We start from the raw sequence: 23,696 nt of genomic DNA, 5'->3' as shown, positions 1-23,696 counted from the left end.
GTAAAGATCATTGTATAGTTCATATATTGGTCAAATTAATCAAAATATGGAAGGGGATTTTGTGAGGAATGATAAACCGTTCGCTAAGGAAAGTTTTCATTCTGTCGCTTGTGGCTGCACTTCTTGTAACACTGCTACCACTTTTCGCCGCTAAATCTTTTGCCGCTGATCGAGGAGTTTGGGCGCCTTACACCAACTATTCGACAGGTGATACCGTAACGTATGGGGTAAATACCTATGCTGCCCGGCAAAACCACCAATCTTTACCCGGAACCAACAAACGTTCCTGCACTCTGGTCACAAACGGCCAATGTCGATTCGCAACCACCAACGGCTCCAAGTAATGCGACCGCAACGAATATTGGATCCACCAGTGTAACACTTTCATGGGACCCCTCTACCGACAACATTGGTGTAAGCGATTACATCGTGTACCAGGGCTCCCAAACTGCAGTTACCGTACAGGTTACTAGCGCAACGGTCAGCGGATTGACCGCCAATACGGCATACAGCTTTACCATCAAAGCGAAAGACGCAGCCGGTAACTTATCCCCTGCTAGCAACACAGTCACCATCACCACAACTACCCCCGTAATTGATACTGAGCCGCCTACTACTCCAACGAACTTAACCATTACCGGCACAACATCGGCTAGCGTATCGTTATCCTGGGGTGCTTCCACCGATAACATAGGCGTAGTTGGATACAATGTGTACAATGGCACAACGCTTGCTTTGTCCACCAGCAATACAACGGCAGTAGTCAGTGGATTGACGGGCAACACTGCATATACTTTCACTGTTGTAGCTAAAGATGAAGCCGGAAACCTTTCTCCTGCCAGTAATTCCGTGTCGACAACGACACCTGTCGGCTACAACGCGTGGCAACCCAATACCTCCTATAAAGTTGGAGATACCGTTAGCTACAATGGCAAGAATTATCAATGTACCTATGCTCATACTTCCTTAGTAGGATGGGAGCCTTCAAATGCACCTACTTTATGGAAAGTAGTTACGATTGACCCAGGTACACCCACTCCAACTACACCATATTGCGCACCTACTTATGCCTCGACCAAAATTTATGCCAAAGACAAGATTGTCGGGTATAACGGCAAAGCATATCGTGCGCTATCCGATGTTCACGGGATCGCACCTGACGATACGATCTATCATATGTGGGAATTAGTAGGGATCGCAGACCCTAACTTATGCCCTGTATCTATACCGAACACCATTGATTACGGTCAGCCTTCGCCCGTTAGCGGCAATCCGAATACTGGGGTCGCCCTGCCATCCGGTAGTATAGCGGCAGCGCATCCTATTTCGGGTACAGGAACGGGCGGAACTCGTGGAGGAATCGACCCTTCGACCGATCCGGGAGGTAATCATCCAGGCTTTGATGCGGACAACGGCGCTCGTGTGGCGAAGCTCACCTCGGGAACCTTACCGCTTCAGAACAATGTTTATGACCGTGGAGCAGGTCAAGAAATCGTAGAATATATGGGCGATTGGGGAATTTATGGCCGTAAATTCGATTTCAACAAATTAGCAGCGAAGAACGTTGATCGGATCGTATATGGCTTTGCTGGCATCTGCTATCCAGCCGCGAAGAATACGCAAGATCCTGGTTTTCCAACTACAGCTCCGGCTGCAACCAACCGTACCTGTAAGCAAAGCAATCTACCCGATGGCGCCATGGCCGTAGCGGACTTTGAAGCTGCATTCCTTCGCTTGCAACCAGGTCAAACAGCCAGTGGTTTGGCGGGTACAGAAAGCATGTACGATCTGGACCCTAAAGATGTGCGAGGCGTGTTCGGCGTGATCTATCAACATCGTAAGAACAACCCGAACCTGAAGCTCGATTTGTCTATAGGTGGATGGACACTGAGTGAAGGCTTTTCCTGGATGGCATCGGACACTACCCGTCGCAAAGCGTTTGTAGATTCCGTCGTTCGCTTCTTGGAGGAATTCGATTTTGACGGAATCGACATCGACTGGGAATACCCAGGCACCGATGGAGCTGTAATCGGCATGTCCCGGCCTGACGATCCACAAAATTATGTGCAGCTTATCAAAGATTTGCGTGCAGGCATGGATTGGCTATCGCAAAAGACAGGTAAGCAGTACCGGCTTTCCAGCGCGATACCAGCCAGTCAACCAGCACTTGATAAAATCGACTGGACGCAAGTAAGCCCTTATCTCAATCGCTTGTATGCCATGACCTACGATTTCTCCGGCGCATGGGATCGTCAATTAGGACATCATACTTCGTTATATAACAATCCGAACCTGAAAGATACAAACGGCAATCAGGTCCAGCTCTCAGTTGATGCGATGGTGAAATACTTAACCAATCATAGCGTACCAGCTAACAAAATCATGATTGGGATCGCTAATTACCACCGCTCGAAAGCGATAAAACCTGGCGATATTACCGAATACACCAATGGCCTGATAGGTTCATCTACTTTCGGTAACCTGAACGCTACAGGTGCAGCTCTGATCCTAGGCATTGCGGGTGTCGGAACCTGGGAAGCAGGGGTCGTAGAAGGATACGATCTATATCAAAACTTCCTTGATAAAGACTTGAAGCCAAAGAACGGTTACCATCTCTACACCGATAAAGCGGCTAACGCTGACTACCTGGTCAATCCGACGATCGGCTCCTTCATCACCATCGAAACCCCGCGTACCGTCGCACTAAAGGCGCAATATGCCAAAGATAACGGTTTGGCTGGTGTATTCGGATGGCAATTTGAACAGGACAATGGCTATAATCTGAATGCGCTAAATCACGTCCTGGGTAATCGTCTGTTAAGCGACTTAGCAGATGGAAAGCCACAAAACCAAATTGCTGTATGCGGCGAAAACTTAACGGCAGCAGAGTGCAGCATATTGAACGCTAGCATCAAGTAAGTCTTATATACAAATCACCCCTTAGTTTGCATTCGGGACCACCTCGGTGGTTGTTCCGATTGCTAAATTAAGGGGTGTTTTTTTAGGGATAACCCTTACTTTTTCGTAACAGGAGCGTTCTCCCAACATTCAATGTTCTCTAGACCCTTGATGCTGTCTTTATAGAAGACAGGGTCTATCCCCATTCGTTTCTGCCGCTTATAATCATGCAAGGCCGCAAAAGCTACTTTGGATAATAACAGGATGGCAATCAGGTTAACTACCACCATAAAGCCCATAAACAAATCAGCTAAGTCCCAGACCAATTGAACCTTGGCTACAGAACCAAATATAATCATAGCCAGAACGCTAAATCTATAGAATGTTAATACTGATTTCTTTGAGTTCAAAAACTCTATATTCGTTTCTCCATAATAATAATTTCCAATTAACGTACTGAATGCAAATAAAAGAATCATGATAGCCAATGAACCGGATGCCCATGAACCTAAATGCTCACTTAATGCAGCCTGCGTCAACCTGATTCCATCAAGCCCTGGCTGTTTGTACGCATCGGACAGCAATATAATAAAAGCGGTACTTGAACAAATAATTAACGTATCTGTGAGTACGCCCAGTGTTTGCATAAGCCCTTGTTTCACAGGATGACTTGTGGTTGCCGTTGCCGCAGCATTGGGCGCACTCCCCATACCCGCTTCGTTTGAGAACAAACCTCGCTTCACACCTTGTAGAATTACTGCGCCAAGAGTCCCGCCCGCAAATTGTTCAAAGCCGAAGGCACTCTTCACGATTAGTGCTATAACTTCCGGCAGTCTTGTAATATTGATTAGCATGATGACTAGTGCAGTTCCGATATATACTACAGCCATAATAACGACAATGTATTCTGACATTCTAGCGATACGCTTAACACCGCCAAAGATAATACAAGCAAACACAGCGGCCACTACAAGCCCAAGGATGGTGCGATTCGTGCCGAATGAATTCTCAAAGGCAACTGTAATCGTATTGGACTGTACTGCGTTAAATACGAGGCCAAAAGACAACGTAATCAACACAGCGAATATAGCTCCCATCCAACGCTTGTTCAGACCTTGCTCCATATAATAAGCTGGACCACCGCGGAATCCCGTCTTATCCTTTATTTTATATACTTGTGCTAGAGTACTCTCAATAAAGCTCGAAGCTGAACCAATAATTGCTATAACCCACATCCAGAAGACCGCTCCTGGTCCTCCTAATGCAATAGCAATCGCAATACCTGTTATATTTCCAGTCCCAACCCTTGCTGCCATACTGATACAAAAGGCTTGGAATGATGAGATACTGTCTTTTGACCTTTCACTGGACCCTTTAAGGACTACAAACATTTCCTTCAGCATACCAAATTGTACGAATTTCGATCTGATCGTAAAATAAACACCACAAAGAATAAGAAGGACAATCAATATTCTTGACCAAAGAAATTCGTTGGTTCCGTTAATCAAATTATCTAATACTTGTTGCATACCATCCGCCTCTCTTGCCTTCTGTCGATACCTAGTTGCAAAACCTTTTCCGCTATAATATTTTCAAATATAACAGCAATTATTTCAATAACTAAAAAAATACAGTTCGTTATCAAAAAGGAGCTGACCCGCTGAGTAGAAAAATCTACTCTTGGGACAGCTCCTTCGCGTTCACTACATCTAATTTTGAATGCCACTACCCTAAATACTCTGGAACAGCTGCTCCCCTTTTATCTTGAGGTATCTGTACATCATAGCACATACCACGATCATAATAAGACCAATGCCCAACAAGATAATATTCCCATTTATACTGGACAGAAGAAGGGACAAACCAACTGGAATCACTATACTGACGAGACCGATAAGCATCGAAACCATGACGGACGCACTTTGTTTAACTACTGCAACCTCGTTTGTCCACTCTAAATTAGGCAGCTTCAAGTTGACGAGCACACCCGCTATGGCTAAAAAACAAGCATAAATCATCGGGATAACAAGCAGTAGCAAGCTTTCCATCCATCCCGTATGCAAGGATATCATGAGCAGTACACAACTGACTGCCACGATAGGTAAAGTTACGGTAAGGTTTACGGCAATTTTACTAAGTAATATTGTTTGTTTGGGTACAGGTGAGCTCTTTAATATCCATACATTTTTACCTTCGAGAGAAATGGAGCATGACGTTGTGCAGCTCATAGCCACGAAGACGGAAACGAATAGTGGTGCCAATGTAGTCAGTAAAGTAGAAAGCTGAGGCATATCTATCAATTGTCCGAGCTGCTCAGAGCCTATGAACAGTAAGGAAATCGACATTGCGAGTAAAAGTACCATACCAATACCCGTATTCAGCACATACATAGTAGAACCAATATATCGACGCAGCTCTTTCCTATACAGCGCAAAAAATGGTGATGATGCCTTTAACGACTTCATTTGATATCGGTTGCTTGTATGAGAAGTCGTTAAGCCTGTATGGATAACTTTAAATTTGCTGCCGAGAATAATGGTAAATAACATAAATGTAATTACCGAAATCGCAATAAATAAGAGAAATGAACCTATCTGATACGAGCAAACAGCATCAACATACATGGATGTTAGAGGATATAGCTTGAATATCATATCACCCAGCCCCGTACCCATATCAGCAAGTACCTGCTCATTCCCATTCATACGAAACGAACCGACCATAAAGACAATAATGACTGCAAAGGTTAGTACGATACTGACCATCCGACTTGCCTTAAATCTTGAGGAGATCCAGCTGATTAATGAGCCAATAATAGTTGCAGCGATGATAGGTACTAACGGAATAAATAAGAGTGTCATTAGAAAAAACAAATAATATACCGATTCTGGATTCACTTTGATGACATAAACCGCACCTGCTGGCACCATCACTATCAAAGTAAAAAATAAGTTCAGCACATAGAGTTGAAGCACTCTACTCGCTACAACATGGCTCGTTTTGATAGGCAATGACATAACCAAATCATAATCTTTAAATCCGAATAACACACCACTTGCCTTATAGACCGTTGTGAAGAGCGCAATCAGTGAGGTAACAGCCATCATAATAGCAAGTAGCAGATCCATCCGACCTAATTGTTCAAAGGTCAAGGCCATCATATAACTGTAACCAAATGAAGCCACTGCAATCATGCTCACACCAATAAGAATAGCGATGCTTAGCAGAAGTAATTTACGTCTTTCCTTCATATCACGAGCATGCAATGCTTTATTCAAACCAAAGGAAGAAAGCAACTGTAGCTTCGTTAATCTCCATATATTAATCATTAGCTATCAACTCCAGAAATACCTCTTCAAGACTGTTATCACCCTTAACATCTTCAGTCTTGCCATGGGTTATCAATTGGCCCGCTTTGATAATCGCAATCTTATTGCAGAGCTTCTCTGCCACATCTAGCACATGGGTCGAGAAGAAAATCGCACTACCATTGCTGCACAGATCCGCCATAACCGTCTTTAATACGTGAGCTGCTTTGGGATCAAGTCCAACGAAGGGCTCGTCTAGCACCAACAGCTTAGGTTTATGGATGAGAGCAGAGATGATAGCGAGCTTCTGCTTCATCCCGTGTGAATATGCGGAGATCATATCACCCAGACTGGATGTAATCTCAAAGGCATCGCCATATTTCCGAATGAGTAACTCACGATCTGATTTGGATACTTTAAAGAGATCACCAATGAAATTCAAATATTGTATGCCGGTCAGATGATCATACAGATCTGGGTTGTCCGGTATATACGCAGTAACCGCTTTGCAGGCGATTGGATCTTTCTTTATGGAGATGCCGTCAATTTCAATATCCCCTTCTTCAAAGTCCAAGACACCAACTACGGATCGGATAGTCGTTGTTTTCCCTGCACCGTTATGCCCGATAAAGCCATAAATATCGCCACGCTCGACAACTAAATTCAAGTCATCTACTGCCTTTTTACCACCCTTATAACTTTTAGAAAAATGTTTTATTGTGAGCATCCTCTTCACCTCTTCTTCATGTTCTCCGGTTTAAACTGACTATAATACGTTTAACCTATGCAAAACGTTCAATTCGATTTTCATCAAACACAAAAAATCCCCATCATGCATCCAGAGAGATGATGATGGGGAGATCCTGTTAATCCCATTCTTTATTTAACATTCCATTATATATGCCTGGTACGGAGCCTTCGATAATCGTAGCACCTAAGGCCTTTGCATAAAATTCGGTAGGTCCTGCACCGCCTATAATCGCATATCCATAACCATCGGCTCGCATTAATTGCATGGCATATAGGCATAGCATTGTCCCAATTCCTCTACCCTGCTCCTTCTCGCCAATACCTGTCGGACCAAAAAAGCCTTTCATCGTGACGTCATAACAAGCGAATCCCAGCATTTTATTGTCTTCAATAGCAATTAGACAGTTCACAGGAGAACGGGAGAATGCGACTTCACATTCACTCACCCATGGACGACCGTAATGTTCACTAACCCACCCGGTGACAACATGTTTTTCTGGGACGAGTGCACGCCTTATCGTCACCCCAGTACGCCGTTTGAAATCTTCAATAGACTCAGATTCATTCAGCTCATATAGCTTGACGAGCATATCAGACATGGTTCTGACTCGTAGCCCAGTTCGCTGCATTTTGCATTAATACAATCATTTGCGGATTGCCAAGAGCTTCCGTTGTATGGCCTGGCGTCATACCGACTACTTTGCCCTTGCCCACCGTATGTGCCCAAGCACAGGCAGCGGTTACCACTTCAGACGTGCTTAACATCAACATATCGGTACTTGTAACATCTACCTGACAATAATAATGCTCGTCCATCGCTGTAAATCCAGTAATACCTTCCAATATCGGATGCGATACGTTACGAATCGGAACGTTCACAACAGGTACGTGATCATGTGAATGTCCTAGAAATCTACCAGAATTCAACTCTTGATAGAATGGGCTGTCTTCCTCGATTAAGACTAACCCTGCATGAACGAACATGACGCCCATCCCATCTTTAACTCTGGCTATGAAACGGTTTTGCTCTTCGTGCGTGATGTCGTTCTCGCCATCTGGACGACCTACTGTAAATAACATGGTTAGATCTATCGATTGCTCAGATTCTAGTACATCTCTTAAGCGGTTGGTCAAAACGACATTCCACTCATTAGGATTAAAAACCTTAGAAATTTCCGGGTCGATCACTTCTTTCGGATGATAGAAATCATCTCTTATGACATACACCGTTTTTGGCATATAACTTCCTCCTTATTCCTTGTACTCCTATTCAATGCTTAGTTTTGCTCTATTTTCTTCATATTTCTTTTGCTGATATGCTATGACTTTGTCATACCCTAATTTATCGCGTTCTTTAAGGAATTTCTCATAAATTTCATCAAACTCAGCATCACTCTTAGATAGCAGTAGCTTCGTCAATGTCTTGCCCCACAACAGCTTTATATTCGTCCCTGCAATACCCTCATCAGAAGTACCTACTGGATCGAGCTGTGAAAATTCTGAGAAGTTATACGTTTTGCCCTTCGACCATTCCTGAGCGGTTAAGTAAGGTTCGATCGTCGGTGGTGCCCAGTTTAACCACATGTTCGTATCCATAAGCATCCAAAATGCCTGTTGTGCCCCATATTTGGTGCTGCCGCTAGTATCTTTCAAATAAGACTCTATGAATTGATCTTTACCATTAACATGCTCGTAGGTGATACCTTCTACACCTAAGGCAATATCTTTTTGTCCCTCTTCACTAATCATATAGGTCATGAATTCGATAGCTCTTTTTTTATCTTTTACATTCTTGGAGATCAGAGTGAGTGTCCATCCATTAATACTCGGACCTAAAAGCGTAGGCTGATCTAAATTAGAGTTCGCTGGTCCATCAATTGGGATATAAATCTTATTCGGATCTTTCAAATAGATCTCAGCATTTTGCGGTCCAATGTCTGAAATTTGATATAACATGGAGAAATAACGACCTTGCGTAACCTTCTCGTCCACTTGCGGGCGCTTATCGATGAAGATATCCTTAGCGAACAATCCCATTTCATTCGCTTTGCGGAATGTTTTTAACCATTTTAGATATTCAGGATCGGTAGAGCGGTCATATAACTTACCATCTTTTTCTTGAGGAATGGCTAAGAAATTCTGCAAAAAGCTCTCAAGCGAGTAGTTACCATTTTCGCTGAATTCATGAAAGCTTATCGGAATAAGTGGTTGTCCATCTACGTCTGGAAACATTTCTTTCGCTGCTACTAGAGCATTAAGGAAGCCTTCTGGTGTTCTCATGTCCGGCTTACCAAGTGCCTCATACATATCTTTACGGACAACGAACGCTTGATTAGATGTATATTGCACACCATATTTCTTGAAATCATTTGGTGATGAAGAGGCATTCGGATAACCGTAGAAGTTACCGTCTTCTTGTGTGAACCATTTTACTTTATCTGGATCTGAAGCTTTGAAAAAATAAGGATCGTATTTGTCGGCTAACTCATTCCATGACTCTACCAAGCCGCCATCGATCAATTTCTGAATTGCACCATCCCCTACATCCAAGGTGAGGAAATCAGGTAAATTACCGGAGGCAATCATAGTTTGGAGCTTCTCGTTCTCATTCCCGGCTGGAACGATCAGATTCAAGTTGACGCCGGTTTTTTCAGTGATGAACTTCGAAGTGTAATCTTCCCCCCACTTATTAGTGAACCATGAGAAGTTTATGTACCAATCAAACGTGATCGGTGACAAATCAGATTTCCACCCTGGTACATTAGGGTCCACTACTGCAGTTGCAGTTGAATCAGAAGGACCTGCGTTCTCAGACGATTTCGTTGACGAACAAGCGACTGAAACAAATACCATACAGAGAAGCATTCCAACGATCAGACCTTTGCGCATTTTGTTCAACTTCAAAACCCCTTTTCATTTGTGTATTTATATACATCTTTGTAAGAAAACAAAGTCTGTAACCGGGTGGAATTTAACCTTTCATTGAACCGATCATGAATCCCTTCACGAAATACTTCTGCAAGAATGGATACACCATAACGATAGGTACCGTCGTGATGACCATTGTAGCCAGCTTGACGGATTGGGAGGTCACTGTTCGGACAACGTTACCAGGAACGACAGACGCAATCTGATTCGATCCAGATAATGCAACGATTCGATACAAGAAAGTTTGAATCGGTTGCAGAGCCGCGTTGTTCGTGTAGATAACAGCCGTGAAGTAGTCATTCCACTGAAAGACCCCATGAAACATCGCAATGGTCGCCAAGACTGGCATAGACACCGGAAGAACAATGCGGAAAAAAATCTTCAGGTCATTGGCTCCATCGATTTTTGCTGCTTCCTCCATACCCTCAGGAATATCCCGGAAGAACGTGGTAAAGATAATAAGATCAAAGAAACTAAACATTGCCGGAATAATATAGACCATAAAGTTATCCAATAAATGAAGATCCCGCATTAGCAAGTAGGTTGGGATCAGCCCTCCACCAAAAAACATCGTGATCGTTCCGATAAGCATGTAAAGGTTTCGACCTATTAAATCTTTTCGCGAAATCCCATAGGCAACCATCGCCGTAAACAATACATGCACAACGGTACCAATTAAGGTCTTCGCGACTGTAACGCCCATCGATGTCATCAGACCCTTATTCTTAAAAACAGCCTCGTAACTTTCCAGACTGAACACTCTGGGTAACCAGTAAATGCCCCCCCTCATAGCGTCGACGCCGTCGTTAAACGAATTGATTAACACATACCAAATCGGATAGAGCGTGATAAAGCAGATGAACAACATTAATATCACATTGCCCCAATCAAAGAGTGCATCTCCTAAATTTCGTTTGACTCGCATTCTAATCATCCTTTTAAAATAATGACGTATCGTTTAACTTCTTCGTGACAAAGTTGGCGCAGAGCAAAAGAATAAAGGCAATGATCGATTTAAATAGTCCAACTGCTGTTGAATAAGAATAACGGCCTTGGGTAATCCCCGTTTGATACACATATGTGTCGATAACATTACTTGCGGTTTCATTAAGCTGGTTTCGCAAAATGAATACTTGGTCGAAATTGGAGTTCAAAATACCGCTAACTGCCAAAATGAACAATATTGAAACAGTCCCCTTAATCATTGGTAGCGTAACCCGGAACATTTGTTGGAAACGACCTGCCCCATCAATGGTGGCCGCCTCATACAACTCAGGTGAAACGCTAGAAATGGCAGCCAAATAAATAATCGCGGACCATCCAAGTTCTTTCCAAATATCTGAGGTAACGACGATGCCCCAGAAATAGGATGGTTCTGCCAAGTAACTAATCGGTTCGTCGATCCAATGTAAGGCCATGAGTATATTGTTAATGATTCCGACATCGGCGAGCCATGTTGTCAGTATCCCACCTAAAATGACCCACGAAAGAAAGTGGGGTAAATAGGATATGGTTTGTACAAATCGTTTGAAACGTACATTTCGTAGCTCGTTCAGAAAGAGTGCGAACAATATTGGTAGCGGAAAACCTATAATGAGCTTAAAAAAGCTCATACCCAGTGTATTTTTAAGGACATAAAGCAGGTTTTCGTCGGTCAGGAATGCCTTGAAGTGCTTTAATCCCACCCAAGGTGCTTCAGAGATCGATTTAATGATGTTAAAATCCTTGAACGCAATGATGATTCCGTACAGTGGGATATAGTTGAATACGATCATCCAAGCTACTCCAAGTAGCACCATCATTTGCAAATACCGCTGACTGATTAGCTTTCTTGTGAATTTCTTCATCTTTAATTTCCTGTCGGGTCGATTAGCCTCTATTCCTGGGATTGCTGTTTCTCCATCCATTTGGCATCCTCCAAGTATTTTCTTAACTTCTAGTTTTGGTGTACAAAGAGCATAAGGTGTAAAAAAGTCATTCACTCATTCGGTCCCATAAGATCCTACGGTAACTGGAAGCTTACCTCTTGCCGGAATGTCTCCCATGAGAGCTTTGGCTAAGGATTGAATCGAGAGCGGTTTATTCTCATAGCAGGCCAAATAGGTTTTCACCTTTGGAAAAGCTGTTAAATCGTATGGGATGCGAAGAGAAGCAACAATTAGAGAGGTATCTTCTCTTTCAGCCAGTTCCTGTACCAGTCGCTGCTGCCCAGCTGAGAAACTAGCGTTATAGGTAGCAATAACTATCTGCTCGTAATCCAAGCTTTCGGATATCACATTCGCTATTTCTTCTTCACTTGGGTTCACACTAATAACCTGTTCTTTGAGCTGAGCCACCCGACTTGTCAGAATTTTGCCCAGTGTTACTTCTTGACCTTCAGGCTCGGCAGTTTCAGAAACCGGACGCATATTCGGCCATACGATATACGTTTTAGCATCAGGAGTTAATGGGAACTTGCCCTCGTTTTTCACCAGTGTAATGCTGGCTTCGCTTAGCGATCTAGCGAATGCTAACGACTCTTCCATCGCAATGATGGATGTATTGCTAGACATGTCGCGCTCAAACAATCCATTTTTCTCTTTCAATTTAAGTAAGCGTTCCACCGACTCATCGATTCGGGCTTCACTAATTCTTCCGCTGCGGACAGCAGTAAGGACTGCCTCGATACCTTCTGTTTGAAGGGAGATTTGGTGGCTGATCAGTACTAGATCGGCTCCTGCCTCGATAGCCATGACAGCCCCAAGACCAACACCTACACCCTTTGAGATGGCATTCATCTCTAAACAATCCGTCGTGATGACTCCTTCGAATCCTAACTCCGACCGTAGGAGACCGGTCAGAATCTTATGTGATAATGTCGCCGGAATATCTTGATCTTCATAAGCGGGAAAGATAACGTGTGCCGTCATCAACGCATCTACTCCAGACGCAATAGCGTGTTTAAATGGTACTAATTCTATTTCGTGCAAGCGTTTACGATCATGACCTACAAGGGGTAGCTCATGATGAGAATCAGCATTCGTATCCCCATGTCCCGGAAAGTGTTTCACTGTGGCAGTAACACCAGCTTCTTGATACCCTTTGATAGCAGCGCAGCCCATGGTAGCAACTAGATTCGGACTCTCTCCGTAGGAGCGAACGCCGATGACGGGATTATCCGGGTTATTGTTAACATCAAGGCAAGGGGCAAAGTCCATATTGATGCCCATGGCCCGCAGTTCTCTTCCTGCAATGAACGCTGCTGTATGAGCCGCTTCAACATCTCTTGTCGCGCCGATCGCCATATTACCTGGCATGAGCGTTACGCCTGTTTCAATTCCCGCTACCATACCACCTTCTTGGTCGATAGAAATAAGAAGCGGAATATCAGATACCTGCTGAAGCTCTGCGGATAAAGCAGCTACTTGTTCTGGTGATTTGGCATTACGACGGAAATAATTGACGCCGCCGATATGGTATTCGTTAATCAGGTGTAGAATTGAATCATTGGGCTTCGTATCATCAAACCCACACATGAACAATTGACCGACTTTTTGCTCTATACTCATGTTCTTCAATTGATCTCTAGTCATTAGGGAACAAATCCTCCTTGATTACCGGCACATTACCGATCTTGTATAAATTCAATCATCTCTCCGCACGGAGCCTCTAGAAAACAAAAGCGCATCCGTACGATTTCCCCAGAATGAGCCGGAATATCAGCATCCAGTGGTTGCCCCTTACGAATTCCTCCTGCCGCTTCTGCCTTAACTAATGAGGACTCAATATCGTCTGTCCGAACGGCCACGTGTTGCCATTTACCCGCAGAGAAAGATTCATTAGATTGGAAAATTTCTATAAAATCTCCGTCACCCAAATCAACCAATACTGCATGGTCGTTCCCTTCATCCGTCCCCCACTCGACCACGAACCTAGCTCCCAGACCTTCAATATAAAAAGCGACAGTTCGAGCCAAGTCGCAGGTTTTCAAGCAAACGTGATGAATGCCTATGCGCTTATTTGTCGTATACATCTCGCGATTGACCCTCCAGTACCGCCTGGATACCATACAAGGAGCGTTCCGCGCCTTTGAATCCCGGAAATGCTGCCTCAGACTCATGTTCTACAATGAGCCACTCCGTTCCAGCAATCTGACATTGCTGCAAAATTTCCGGCCAATGATTATCATCATCTTCCGCGCCGATATAGCTCTCCAATCCCGAGCGGTGAGAATATGGTTTACCATGCACAAGCAGTGGCCGCCCTGGAATGGCTGCAAGCACTCGCTCAGGATCGACACCCGCTTCCAAGCAGTTACCCGTATCAAGTTCAAGGATGACATCATGGTTCAGATGTTTGCACAACAGATCCCACGGCGTGGTTCCATCCGTATATTGAATCTCGAATTCGTGTGCATGCGTGTGATACCCGAGCCTCATTCCATGTTGTTGTAATTGATCACTGATTTCGTTCATCTTTTGTGCGTGTTGTATCCAAACCTCCGGACTGTCCTCTTCACGGGTATGGGCAATTTCCCAAGGACCACCGAGTGCCGGAATGATCACATTTCGGGTACCCGCAAGCTTGTGGTATTCAACCGTAGCTGTCAGTGTATCCGGTTGCAATAACGCCCACTCGGTATGCCATCCACAATTCACAAGGCCATTTCGCTCCAAAAGCGTTCGAATCACTTCTGGAGCATGTTCAAACTTACCGTAGAACTCAACACCTTCGTATCCAAGCTCCTTTACACGAGCAAGGGTTTGCTCAATATTGGCCTGCAGTTCCCGATAGACAGAATACAATCCTAGCGCGACGGATAAGGACCTCATGAGATATCTTCCAAGTCTGGCACCATGTGCTTGACGTAAGCTGCTGCTTCGGCATCCATAAGCACTTCACAATTCGGATGAAGTTGAATGATGGAAGCTGGGATGTCCGTCGTAACAGGTCCAAGTAATGCTTGTCCGATAATCTTCGCTTTGTGTGCACCTTTGGCAACCAAGACGATTTTACGAGTATGCATTATATTTTTAATTCCGCGTGTTAGTCCGCCTAACTCCAAGCTGTCTGGTACATTCGTTTCCCGACGAACGCGGGCTTCAAAGTCAGGATCCATCGGGGATACCCAAGTCTCGCTTTCGAACGGGGTGCCAGGCTGATTAATACCGATATGCCCATTCATTCCGATTCCGAGCATCTGTAAATCTGCTCCCCCACGACTAGCTAGTTTCTCTTCAAAAATCAGTGCTTCTCTATCAAAATCATCTGATAATGTTGGTGGCATGATAAAGTTGTCTTCGGAAATACCCAGATGCTTGACTAACTGATCGTAAATCATGGTATAGCAACTTCCTGAGTACTCTCTTTCCAAATTGGTTAATTCATCAACGTTAAAGAAGGTTACCTTTGATACATCAAATGGATATTCCTTATAAATGTCTGACACGATCCGATGCATCCCGCCCGTTGTCTGGCCTGTAGATAATCCAATGACGGAGTCAGGCTTTTGCATGATTTGTGCAATGATTCTCCATGCTGCTGTAATATCAAATTTCTGTTCGTCTGGCATAATTGTAATTTTCATAGTTGCCCCCCCAGAGTCTATACTCAGATTTTCCCACTATTCTTCCATTGCACTGTGACGTTCCAGTTCAAGGATCAAGAGCATGTAACAATCCCGAATAATGGACTTTCAATCAATCTGTTGTGTAACGTTACACATAAAATATCAGGTAATTATTACCCTGTCAACGTTTTCAATACAAATTTTCACACTTTGTTCATCAAAAATAGATTGATTTTTCATCGAAAAGTTCTATCTATAACGCCCAAACTCGGCTATACAGCTGGATTTTAATTGTTTTGGATGGGATAAATGTAGTCAAATCATGCTTTTAATCTATTTTGTTTAGTTGACAGCGATTTTCTTGTTTGATAACCTTGTTTCGAAAACGTTACACATTCATAAAATGGTAAAGTTACCAAGTAGTCAGGAGATGTTTTCTAATGGACAGCGAGAAGATTCCCACATCCATTCTTGCAATTGATCTAGGCGGAACCAAAATACTGCTAGGAGAGGTTACACCAGATGGAGAGGTATTAAACTCCAAGTCCTATCCGAGCGATACAACTACACAAGCGATTGCACTAGAGCATATTATTCGAGCAATTCACGATTATAAGGAGACCGTACCCTTCATAGCCAAAGAGCAAATAGCCATAGGTATAGGTCTTGTTGGGCGAGTTGATCATGAACGTGGAGTTTGGCTTGAAATCGAGCCTGGTAAATCACATGACACGGCTGTCAAGCAAATTATTGAGCAAGCATTTAGTTTACCTTGTGGAATTGATAATGACGTAGCCTGCGCAACAAAGTCTGAACTAACCTTCGGCTGGGGGGCCTCATCCCATAATTTTTTATATTTAAATGTTGGTACAGGAATTGCAGCCGGCTTCGTCGTTAACAAGGAATACATCACAGGCTCTCATTTCAATGCTGGCGAAATTGGACATATGGTCGTGGCTATGGATAGCGATGTGTTATGTGGATGCGGTAGAAAAGGATGCGTAGAACGACTAGCATCAGGTCTAGGCCTACATGAGCGAATCATTGCCTTGCAGCACGATTACTACCCTACTTCCTTAATCATTGAAGAAGGTAAGCGTGTATCTGCCGATTCCATATTTGAAGCAGCTGAGTCCGGTGATGAGCTCTGTGTGAGGGTTAGTGAGGAAGCTGCTCAAGCACTCGCTTCAACGATTATGAATCTTGTACGGGTCAGCGATCCAGATACGATTATCCTTGGTGGCGGAGTCACGAATAATATGTATTTTTTGAATAGAATTAAACACTATTTGAACCCGCGGACAATGCGATTTGTGACCAATGGTCTTGTATTTCCAAAGCATTCACCTACCGAAAGTGGACTTATTGGTGCTGCATTGGCCGGTTTAGAAGCAAGTAAATCAAAATCACAACGATAAGGAGCTGCTAGGTTATGAACAGCAAATTCATAGAGGCGATTAAACAATCGGGATATATTCATCGGCCGTTGGAGCTGAACGAAGAACACTCGCTTGAGAGTAAGCAGAACAACCATACCGTGTTGGAAGAGAAATGTCTGTTCGACTCCGAGCATTTCAATCATTCCGATTGGACTAGGCAAGGGGTCTGTGACTTACGCATGCTACCTAGCCAGGAGCTTCAGTTGAGCTCCCCTTCTCTTATGCCAAACTGGCCTGAAGGCGCCCCGGAAGACGGAGATTACGTAAACTTTGGAACAGCAAATTTGGTGAAGCGTTTTGCCCGTGAAAATTGGGAAAATTTCAACCGTATCACACTTGAGGTATTCCCTAACTTCACTGGTGTTCCTAACGCATACATCATGCTGAGGTTCAAAAATCAAGGAGTCATTCAGGTTCCAGACATCTACCACCGTGAAGGATATCATGGTATCAATCTGAAGAACCACGAGTGGAATACCGTACACTTAGAAATTCAAGGCTTGCCTAGGGATGCGATCACTGAGCTGTCCATCGGCTACTACTTGGTTGGTAAGGAACGAACCACAGGAGATGAGCTTGAGCTACGACTACGGAAGGTGAAGCTTGAGAAGGTAGAGGAGTATGAGATCTCGAAGGGATGGCTTCCTAAGCCAAATGATATTATCTATTCCCACAGCGGGTATAGCCTATCTGGCATCAAAACAGCCTTTGCGTCTCAATTGCCTGCCGAGCGCTTTCAAGTGAAGCATGCCGAAACAAATGAGATTGCTTACACCGGTGATATAGATCAAATGGAGACTGACCTCGGTAAATTTCATATCATGGATTTCTCCAAATTTGATCAAGAAGGTCGCTATTATTTGCAGGTAGGTGCGTTAACTTCGGATCCTTTTACAATTGGGAGTTCAGAGGATATTTGGCACGCATCCATATGGAAATCATTGAACTTCATTTTCTGTGAACGATGTGGTTATCCCGTGCCGGGTATTCACGGTAGCTGTCACGCTGACATTGTCGCACAACATGAGGGTACAATCTTGTCCTTCAATGGGGGTTGGCATGATGCTGGAGATGTATCGCAACAGCTAATTCAAACAGCCGAAGTAACCCTCTCGCTCTTTGAGATGGCGGAGAAGGTTAAGCTAATAGACAAGAACCTTTATCTCCGGCTATTGGAAGAAGGAGAATGGGGATTGGATTTCATGCTGAAGACACGTTTCGGCGATGGATTCCGAGCGACAAGCGCCGGTATTACTCGCTGGACTGATGGACGAATCGGCAATATGGACGACGCAGAAGCCCGCGTTCACAATCAAGCCTACGAGAATTTCTATTGTGCGGGAATCGAGGCCTACATTAGTAGCCAGTTGGCAGACAATCCTGCCCTATCCAACCGTCTGCATCAGATCGCAAAGGAAGATTTCCAATTTGCGATAACTGAATTTGAACAGCATGGCTTTGAGCAGAAGCCTATTTTCTGGGAACATACGTATCAAACCTCAGAAAGTCTATATATGGCCACGGCTTCTTGGGCAGCATCGATGCTGTACCGTATAACAAAGGATGAATGGTACGCCCTCAAAGCCGCAGAATTCATCGCATACGTGCAAGATTGCCAAGAGTTAGAAGGAGTTGTTCTTGATAATAACTCCACATTATCTGGATTCTTCTACCGTCACCCGAATAAACAGGTCGTACAACACTTCAATCATCAAGCCCGAGAGCATTTGTACATGCTTGCCCTTATCGCCGTTCACGAAACGCAAAATGATCATCCTAGAGCAGAGAGCTGGCTTCAATCCATCCAAGCTTATGGACAATATTTGAAGGATCTGGCGACCTACACATTGCCTTATCCCATGATATCGAGCGGTATATATCATATCGAGGAGAATTTAGATGAAAAGAGCTTTAATTATCAGCATATTCTGACGGATCACCGTGCACGAGAAGATTATCAGCACCAGTTGAAACACGGCGTTAAATTGAACGATTCCTATTATTTGCGTAAGTTCCCTGTATGGTTCTCTTTTAGAGGCAACAATGCCATTATCTTATCTACCGGGAAGGCTGCTTCATTAGCCGCTACATATTTACAGGACCGTACATTAAAGGAGATTGCAGAAGGGCAGCTGCAATGGATTGTGGGTAAAAATCCATTTGGTCAATCACTGATGTATGGCGAGGGCTATCGTTATGCACAGCAATATTCGGTGATGAGCGGTGAAATGACCGGAGAAATTCCGGTAGGCATCCAGACATTTGGTAATGAGGATGAGCCCTATTGGCCTCAATTTAATAACGCTACTTACAAAGAGGTCTGGACGGGGAATGCCGGCAAGTGGCTATCGATTATAGCTGATCTATATACGATGGATATTTAGCGATACAGGGGTGCTAAGCCACTTAGCCGTTCATAAGACATATTACATCCGTCTACTACACTTTCTCTTTACAACTATTGCGAATGATTAGATCTGTCTTGAGTACAACTCTTTCTTTGGGCGCATTCACGTCTTGCAGGCTGCTGATCACTTGCTTAATCCCTGTATATCCAGCAAGTTCAAGCGGCTGCCTGACCGTGCTGATAGGCTCAAAATTAAAATCAAAGTCAGCGGGACGCTCATCGTCGAAACCAAAAATGGATACATCACCCGGTACGGAGAGCCCTCTCTCCTCAATGGCCTGCATTGCTCCAAACGCAGAGATATCCGTCGCGAAGAAGATTGCTGTCGGTCGATCCGGGTGATCCATCAGCTTATTACCGCTCTCATAACCGCATCTTATATAGGTTTTAATACTCCAAACATCATGTGTGTCTCCACCTTCAGGGACGCTAAAATCAGGGTAAATAATTAAAGATGGATCAATGGGAATCTGGGCATCCTGTAATGCTCTCATGTAACCATTAAGTCGTTCTAGTGTAATCTTAAGATTAATATTCCCGGTTACATGGGCAATTCTGCGATGTCCTAGACCTATGAGATACTGTGTGGCCCTATAAGCTCCATCTACATTGTCGATAACGACTTTATTCGCATTTACCGAATCCAAATCGTTCTCGATCAGTGTGGTTGGAAAATTAGATTGGGATAATTTCATGATAATCTCATCATCCGTAACAAGGCTTCCATAGATTAGGACCCCGTCAGCTCTACCCTTGGTTAGGAATGCAACATGCCTCTGCTTCTTCTGGAAATCTCCGCTCGCGCTGCAATAAATAATATTGTATACGCCCTCTTTATCAAACTCATCTACCCCTTTCTCTAACCCCTTAATCAGCTTGCTGGCAGAAGGAGAGCTTAGGTAGTCTAGAACGATACCGATCGTATTTGTTCTTTGGAGCACAAGAGAACGCGCCAATTCGTTAGGAACGTAATTTAAATCGCGCATAGCTTGAAGGATCTTGGCTCTGGATTCCGGTTTAACTCCTTTTTGATTGTTCAGAGTGCGAGAAACCAGGGTAACAGATACCCCTACTCTCTCTGCGACATCTTTAATTGTTACCATTCATATACCTCCATTCTCATTTCTGTAAGTCTCTCCAATCGAATAGTACACATGTCTTCTGCAAAGTACCCTTGGATATACTCTCGTATACCCCTGCACATTCAGATGGTGGTACAATATCGTAAATTCCTTCGACCTTAATGAGACCATCCCGAATCCATTCCATTGCTGTCTTAATACTATTATAATTGCTATTTGGATCAAAATCCTTGGGACGATCCGGTAGGGACCATTCCCAACCAGAATATACATGAATGTACCCGTAGAAAATATTCAATAACAACTCTTGTGCGAAAGTATCCGTTGAGCGAAACCAAGGTACCCCAATTAAATAGAGTTCGCCGCCTTTTCTCAAATTTGCGATCAAGGAATACACCGCATTTTCCCGTCCCGAGCATTCCATTGCTAGACCAGCAACTCCTTTTACTTCAGGTACATCGTCAAGAGATCCATATACATGCCGCAATCCACAGGATTGTGCAACTTCTCTACGACTCAAGTTGGGATCAAACGCATAAACTTTATAACCGCAATGCTGCATAACTTCAGCACACATCAGACCAACAACACCCAATCCCGTTACAAGAACAACTTCAGTCGGACGGATCCTTGTATGGATCATAGAAGTCATCGATACAGCTGGAAAACGGCCAATCACTGCATGCTCCGGAAGCATACCTGTTGGGATATGTATAACTTCGTCATCTTTCACCCGGTTGTATGCACGATGCGGCACCATAGCAAAGACGATATCTCCTACCTTCACATTCGTTACGGCAACGCCGATTTCCTGCACCTCCATCACCGCCGCATACCCTGTTTCCAAAGGATAAGTGGTCCCACCAAAGTAATCCATATAAGCCCCACGCTCCGAACCCGAAGAGACAAGGGATACTAATGTACGTCCGATGATCTCATGCTCAGAGGGAGGACAGTCCTGCCAATCACACTTTACTAATGCCGCTTGTTGCTTCTCTATGAATTGAACCGAATAATTATCCCTTCTCACCATATCCAACACCTTCTCCCACTTAAGTGTGTAACGTTACACACTTAAGTTAGCAGAATACTACGAGCGTTGTCAAACATAAGCTCGTTTGGACACAAGCAGGCCATGGATCGGTTCAGCCAACCAGCGTTATCATTTCCTGACTGAACTCTACATGCATTTAGCTGATGAGCTGATGAACATCCCAAACCGTCTTGAAGTGCGTATTGCACCAGACGGAAGGGTGATGATTAACGGATTAGCAGAACTCAAGGACCTGCGGGCATTAATCGATAATTAGTAATGAGTGTTTTCACTCTATGAAACATAATAAAAAGGACGTGTCTTTCACGTCCTTTTTTGTTATCTATCGTAAGGATTTAAGTAGGTATCGTGATCAGGAACGTTGTACCTTTGCCCTTTTCACTATCAACTTCAATGGACCCATTCATTTTATTGATTGTACTGTAGACCATAAGCATGCCAAGCCCGGTCCCTTCTTCTTTAGTAGAGTAATACGGCTTCCCTAGACGTGATATTTCTTCCTTGGTCATTCCAATTCCGATGTCTTGGATTCGAATGACAATATCTTGTTTTCTTTCTGATATATCAATGAATAAAGTACCGCCGCCTTTGTCTTTCATTGCCTCAATACCGTTTTTATATAAATTAATTAAGCATTGCTGAAGTTGGCTCCGTTCATAGCTTTTATTTAAAGAGTTACTAAAACTAAATTTAACCTCAACATTATGCGCGGAAGCATAAGGAATAATAATATTTTTGGTATACTCGAACTCCACACTCATATTAGAATATATCACGTTTTCTGATTGTGGCTTGGCAAAGGAAAGATAATCGCTAACTATTTTTTCAGCTCGGTTTAGTTCTTGTAATGATAAATCCACATACTCTTTTTCCTTCGGTGTAATGGTTCTCGATTTATTTAACAGTTGGAGAAAGCCACTAGTAACCGTCAGTGGATTTCTGATTTCGTGTGATACACTAGCTGCCAATTGACTAACCACATTTAATCTTTCTGATTGCATAATTCGGTCACGATTTTTAATATTTGCAATGATTTTCTCTATTAAAATCATAATGGTACTCATCACCCCAGTATAAGTCGTTAAAGCATTAAGGGTAAGAATCCAAAATTGTCTATCTAATGTTCCTTGAGTAAGACTTAAAGTAACTAGGTAAATTCCTATTACCGTAAAAGAAATTGCGGTTGCCGATAGAATACGCCCTTTATGATTTAATTTCAGAAATTTTTTGCTAAATAAAGGCACTATCATCATGATCGCTGTTGAAAAAAGGAACGATCGAATCGTCCCATCTCCACCAACATAGAGCCGGGCGATATTTAAAATGAAATATAACGGGAGGGCATGTCTATACCCGCCAAAAAGTGCAACGATAATAAATGGAATGTATCTTAAATCAAAGATAAATCCAATTTCAAGTTTAATGGGCTTTGCAATACAGAGGCTCATTGCCACTGCCGACAGTAACACAATCATTCTATAGTTATAGGAATGTGTACTATTTTCAAAGAAGATTAAAAAAATGACCACTGGAAACAGCAAAAATAAGAAATTTAATAATAGAGTTTCAAACAATAGATGACTTCCCCTCAACCTGTGTTACTTGTACAAATATATATCTGATTCTGACTATATGATAGAAGATTACGCCAATCTGATGATATAAGTAAAGCTATTTTGCGAACAGGTGACCATTCATTAAGAATAAACCTGAATATCAACTTTACCCAATATAACAGAGGATACCCTCACAATCTTTACATAATCTTAAAGAACAATTAAGGTTCCTCTCAGATTTGCTGGTTACAATAACACTAGGCCGAAACTCTTACATCTCTTAATTTTCGTTATGATCAACACCAATAACTATATGAAAAGAGGAATTTAACTATGAACATAAAACGAGTGATCATTGTCGGAACGATGATTGTAGTTATGTCCTTCGGTAACAGCGCATTAGGCGACTCCGTCGCAAACGCAAGTCCCGTAGCGAAGTGGTCCTCCACTAGTGTTTCGGAGAAAGATGACCTATTGGTAGCACTCAATCAATCGTCCGACGAGGAACTGTATGAATCCTTGTACGAAGGTAAATCCCTAAATGACATTGCGGCCGATCACGGTGGAGACATCGCGGAAGTCATCCAGTTACAAATGACACAACTTACACAGCAACTAGATAACCGCCTTCACAGCGGAAGCATTACCACTGAGCAATATGCCGCGTACAAAGAAGAACTCAAGGAAGTCGTCGAACAAAGCGTTTTTACCTCTTTCGGTTAACCC

The 23,696-nt window shown here is 43.3% G+C and carries 21 protein-coding genes; 6 read left to right on the top strand and 15 right to left on the bottom strand.

Annotated features, from left to right (window positions below; translation table 11 throughout):
• Nucleotides 1-68: 68 nt before the first annotated feature.
• Entirely contained in the window at nt 69-344 is a 276-nt protein-coding gene (locus IEW05_RS26110; protein WP_373285842.1) for a carbohydrate-binding protein, read from the top strand.
• The gene (locus IEW05_RS17025; protein ID WP_229753462.1) at nt 238-2,919 is read left to right on the top strand and encodes a glycosyl hydrolase family 18 protein; all 2,682 of its coding nucleotides are present in this window, start codon (nt 238-240) and stop codon (nt 2,917-2,919) included. Before IEW05_RS26110 ends, IEW05_RS17025 begins: the two co-directional genes overlap by 107 nt.
• Before the next feature lie 95 nt (nt 2,920-3,014).
• Here IEW05_RS17025 and IEW05_RS17020 read toward each other — a convergent pair whose 3' ends face one another.
• From IEW05_RS17020 to IEW05_RS16965, 12 genes are all read right to left on the bottom strand, one after another.
• Complete coding sequence (locus IEW05_RS17020) at nt 3,015-4,427, bottom strand: alanine/glycine:cation symporter family protein (protein ID WP_188541052.1); 1,413 nt, start codon at nt 4,425-4,427, stop codon at nt 3,015-3,017.
• Nucleotides 4,428-4,628: 201 nt separating this feature from the next.
• Nucleotides 4,629-6,227 carry a permease-like membrane multi-spanning protein gene (locus tag IEW05_RS17015; protein ID WP_188541051.1) on the bottom strand — a complete coding sequence of 533 codons (1,599 nt, stop codon included), beginning with the start codon at nt 6,225-6,227 and terminating at the stop codon, nt 4,629-4,631.
• Entirely contained in the window at nt 6,220-6,933 is a 714-nt protein-coding gene (locus IEW05_RS17010) for an ABC transporter ATP-binding protein (RefSeq protein ID WP_188541050.1), read from the bottom strand. The genes IEW05_RS17015 and IEW05_RS17010 overlap by 8 nt, the downstream gene beginning before the upstream one ends.
• Nucleotides 6,934-7,072: 139 nt before the next feature.
• On the bottom strand, nt 7,073-7,555 hold the full coding sequence (locus IEW05_RS17005; protein ID WP_188541049.1) for a GNAT family N-acetyltransferase: 483 nt from the start codon (nt 7,553-7,555) through the stop codon (nt 7,073-7,075).
• A complete protein-coding gene (locus IEW05_RS17000; RefSeq protein WP_188541048.1) occupies nt 7,548-8,195 on the bottom strand; it encodes a ThuA domain-containing protein in 648 nt (215 codons plus the stop codon). The genes IEW05_RS17005 and IEW05_RS17000 overlap by 8 nt, the downstream gene beginning before the upstream one ends.
• Before the next feature lie 27 nt (nt 8,196-8,222).
• Nucleotides 8,223-9,845 (bottom strand): extracellular solute-binding protein, encoded by a 1,623-nt coding sequence (locus IEW05_RS16995; RefSeq protein ID WP_188541468.1) that lies wholly within the window; start codon nt 9,843-9,845, stop codon nt 8,223-8,225.
• A gap of 82 nt (nt 9,846-9,927) precedes the next feature.
• Nucleotides 9,928-10,818: a carbohydrate ABC transporter permease gene (locus IEW05_RS16990; RefSeq protein WP_373285841.1), complete on the bottom strand. Its 891-nt coding sequence runs from the start codon at nt 10,816-10,818 to the stop codon at nt 9,928-9,930.
• Nucleotides 10,819-10,822: 4 nt separating this feature from the next.
• A complete protein-coding gene (locus IEW05_RS16985) occupies nt 10,823-11,731 on the bottom strand; it encodes an ABC transporter permease (protein WP_229753533.1) in 909 nt (302 codons plus the stop codon).
• Between the two features lie 135 nt (nt 11,732-11,866).
• Nucleotides 11,867-13,456, bottom strand: coding sequence for a beta-N-acetylhexosaminidase (gene nagZ / locus IEW05_RS16980; RefSeq protein WP_188541045.1), 1,590 nt, complete (start codon nt 13,454-13,456; stop codon nt 11,867-11,869).
• Nucleotides 13,457-13,488: 32 nt separating this feature from the next.
• On the bottom strand, nt 13,489-13,896 hold the full coding sequence (locus IEW05_RS16975; protein ID WP_188541044.1) for a VOC family protein: 408 nt from the start codon (nt 13,894-13,896) through the stop codon (nt 13,489-13,491).
• Nucleotides 13,880-14,695 carry a sugar phosphate isomerase/epimerase family protein gene (locus IEW05_RS16970; protein WP_188541043.1) on the bottom strand — a complete coding sequence of 272 codons (816 nt, stop codon included), beginning with the start codon at nt 14,693-14,695 and terminating at the stop codon, nt 13,880-13,882. The genes IEW05_RS16975 and IEW05_RS16970 overlap by 17 nt, the downstream gene beginning before the upstream one ends.
• Entirely contained in the window at nt 14,692-15,450 is a 759-nt protein-coding gene (locus IEW05_RS16965) for a 6-phosphogluconolactonase (RefSeq protein WP_188541042.1), read from the bottom strand. Before IEW05_RS16965 ends, IEW05_RS16970 begins: the two co-directional genes overlap by 4 nt.
• Nucleotides 15,451-15,872: 422 nt before the next feature.
• On the opposite strand from IEW05_RS16965, the gene IEW05_RS16960 reads away from it, so the two are divergent.
• Nucleotides 15,873-16,850, top strand: coding sequence for an ROK family protein (locus IEW05_RS16960; protein ID WP_188541041.1), 978 nt, complete (start codon nt 15,873-15,875; stop codon nt 16,848-16,850).
• A gap of 14 nt (nt 16,851-16,864) precedes the next feature.
• A complete protein-coding gene (locus IEW05_RS16955) occupies nt 16,865-19,255 on the top strand; it encodes a glycoside hydrolase family 9 protein (protein ID WP_188541040.1) in 2,391 nt (796 codons plus the stop codon).
• A 55-nt stretch (nt 19,256-19,310) separates the two neighbouring features.
• Here IEW05_RS16955 and IEW05_RS16950 read toward each other — a convergent pair whose 3' ends face one another.
• Together IEW05_RS16950 and IEW05_RS16945 are read right to left on the bottom strand one after the other, a co-directional pair.
• Complete coding sequence (locus IEW05_RS16950) at nt 19,311-20,381, bottom strand: LacI family DNA-binding transcriptional regulator (RefSeq protein WP_188541039.1); 1,071 nt, start codon at nt 20,379-20,381, stop codon at nt 19,311-19,313.
• Nucleotides 20,382-20,397: 16 nt separating this feature from the next.
• Nucleotides 20,398-21,393 (bottom strand): zinc-binding dehydrogenase, encoded by a 996-nt coding sequence (locus IEW05_RS16945; RefSeq protein ID WP_188541038.1) that lies wholly within the window; start codon nt 21,391-21,393, stop codon nt 20,398-20,400.
• Between the two features lie 85 nt (nt 21,394-21,478).
• Here IEW05_RS16945 and IEW05_RS16940 point away from each other — a divergent pair, with 85 nt between their 5' ends.
• On the top strand, nt 21,479-21,670 hold the full coding sequence (locus IEW05_RS16940; protein WP_188541037.1) for a hypothetical protein: 192 nt from the start codon (nt 21,479-21,481) through the stop codon (nt 21,668-21,670).
• A 79-nt stretch (nt 21,671-21,749) separates the two neighbouring features.
• Here IEW05_RS16940 and IEW05_RS16935 read toward each other — a convergent pair whose 3' ends face one another.
• The gene (locus IEW05_RS16935) at nt 21,750-22,988 is read right to left on the bottom strand and encodes an ATP-binding protein (protein WP_188541036.1); all 1,239 of its coding nucleotides are present in this window, start codon (nt 22,986-22,988) and stop codon (nt 21,750-21,752) included.
• A 315-nt stretch (nt 22,989-23,303) separates the two neighbouring features.
• On the opposite strand from IEW05_RS16935, the gene IEW05_RS16930 reads away from it, so the two are divergent.
• Nucleotides 23,304-23,693, top strand: coding sequence for a hypothetical protein (locus IEW05_RS16930; RefSeq protein WP_188541035.1), 390 nt, complete (start codon nt 23,304-23,306; stop codon nt 23,691-23,693).
• The last annotated feature ends 3 nt before the right edge of the window (nt 23,694-23,696 follow it).

The sequence above is a fragment of the Paenibacillus segetis genome (assembly GCF_014639155.1).
GTDB classification, from domain to species: Bacteria; Bacillota; Bacilli; order Paenibacillales; family Paenibacillaceae; genus Fontibacillus; species Fontibacillus segetis.
The sequence above is the reverse complement of the archived record's forward strand: the minus strand, read 5'-3'. Positions and strand labels throughout refer to the sequence as shown.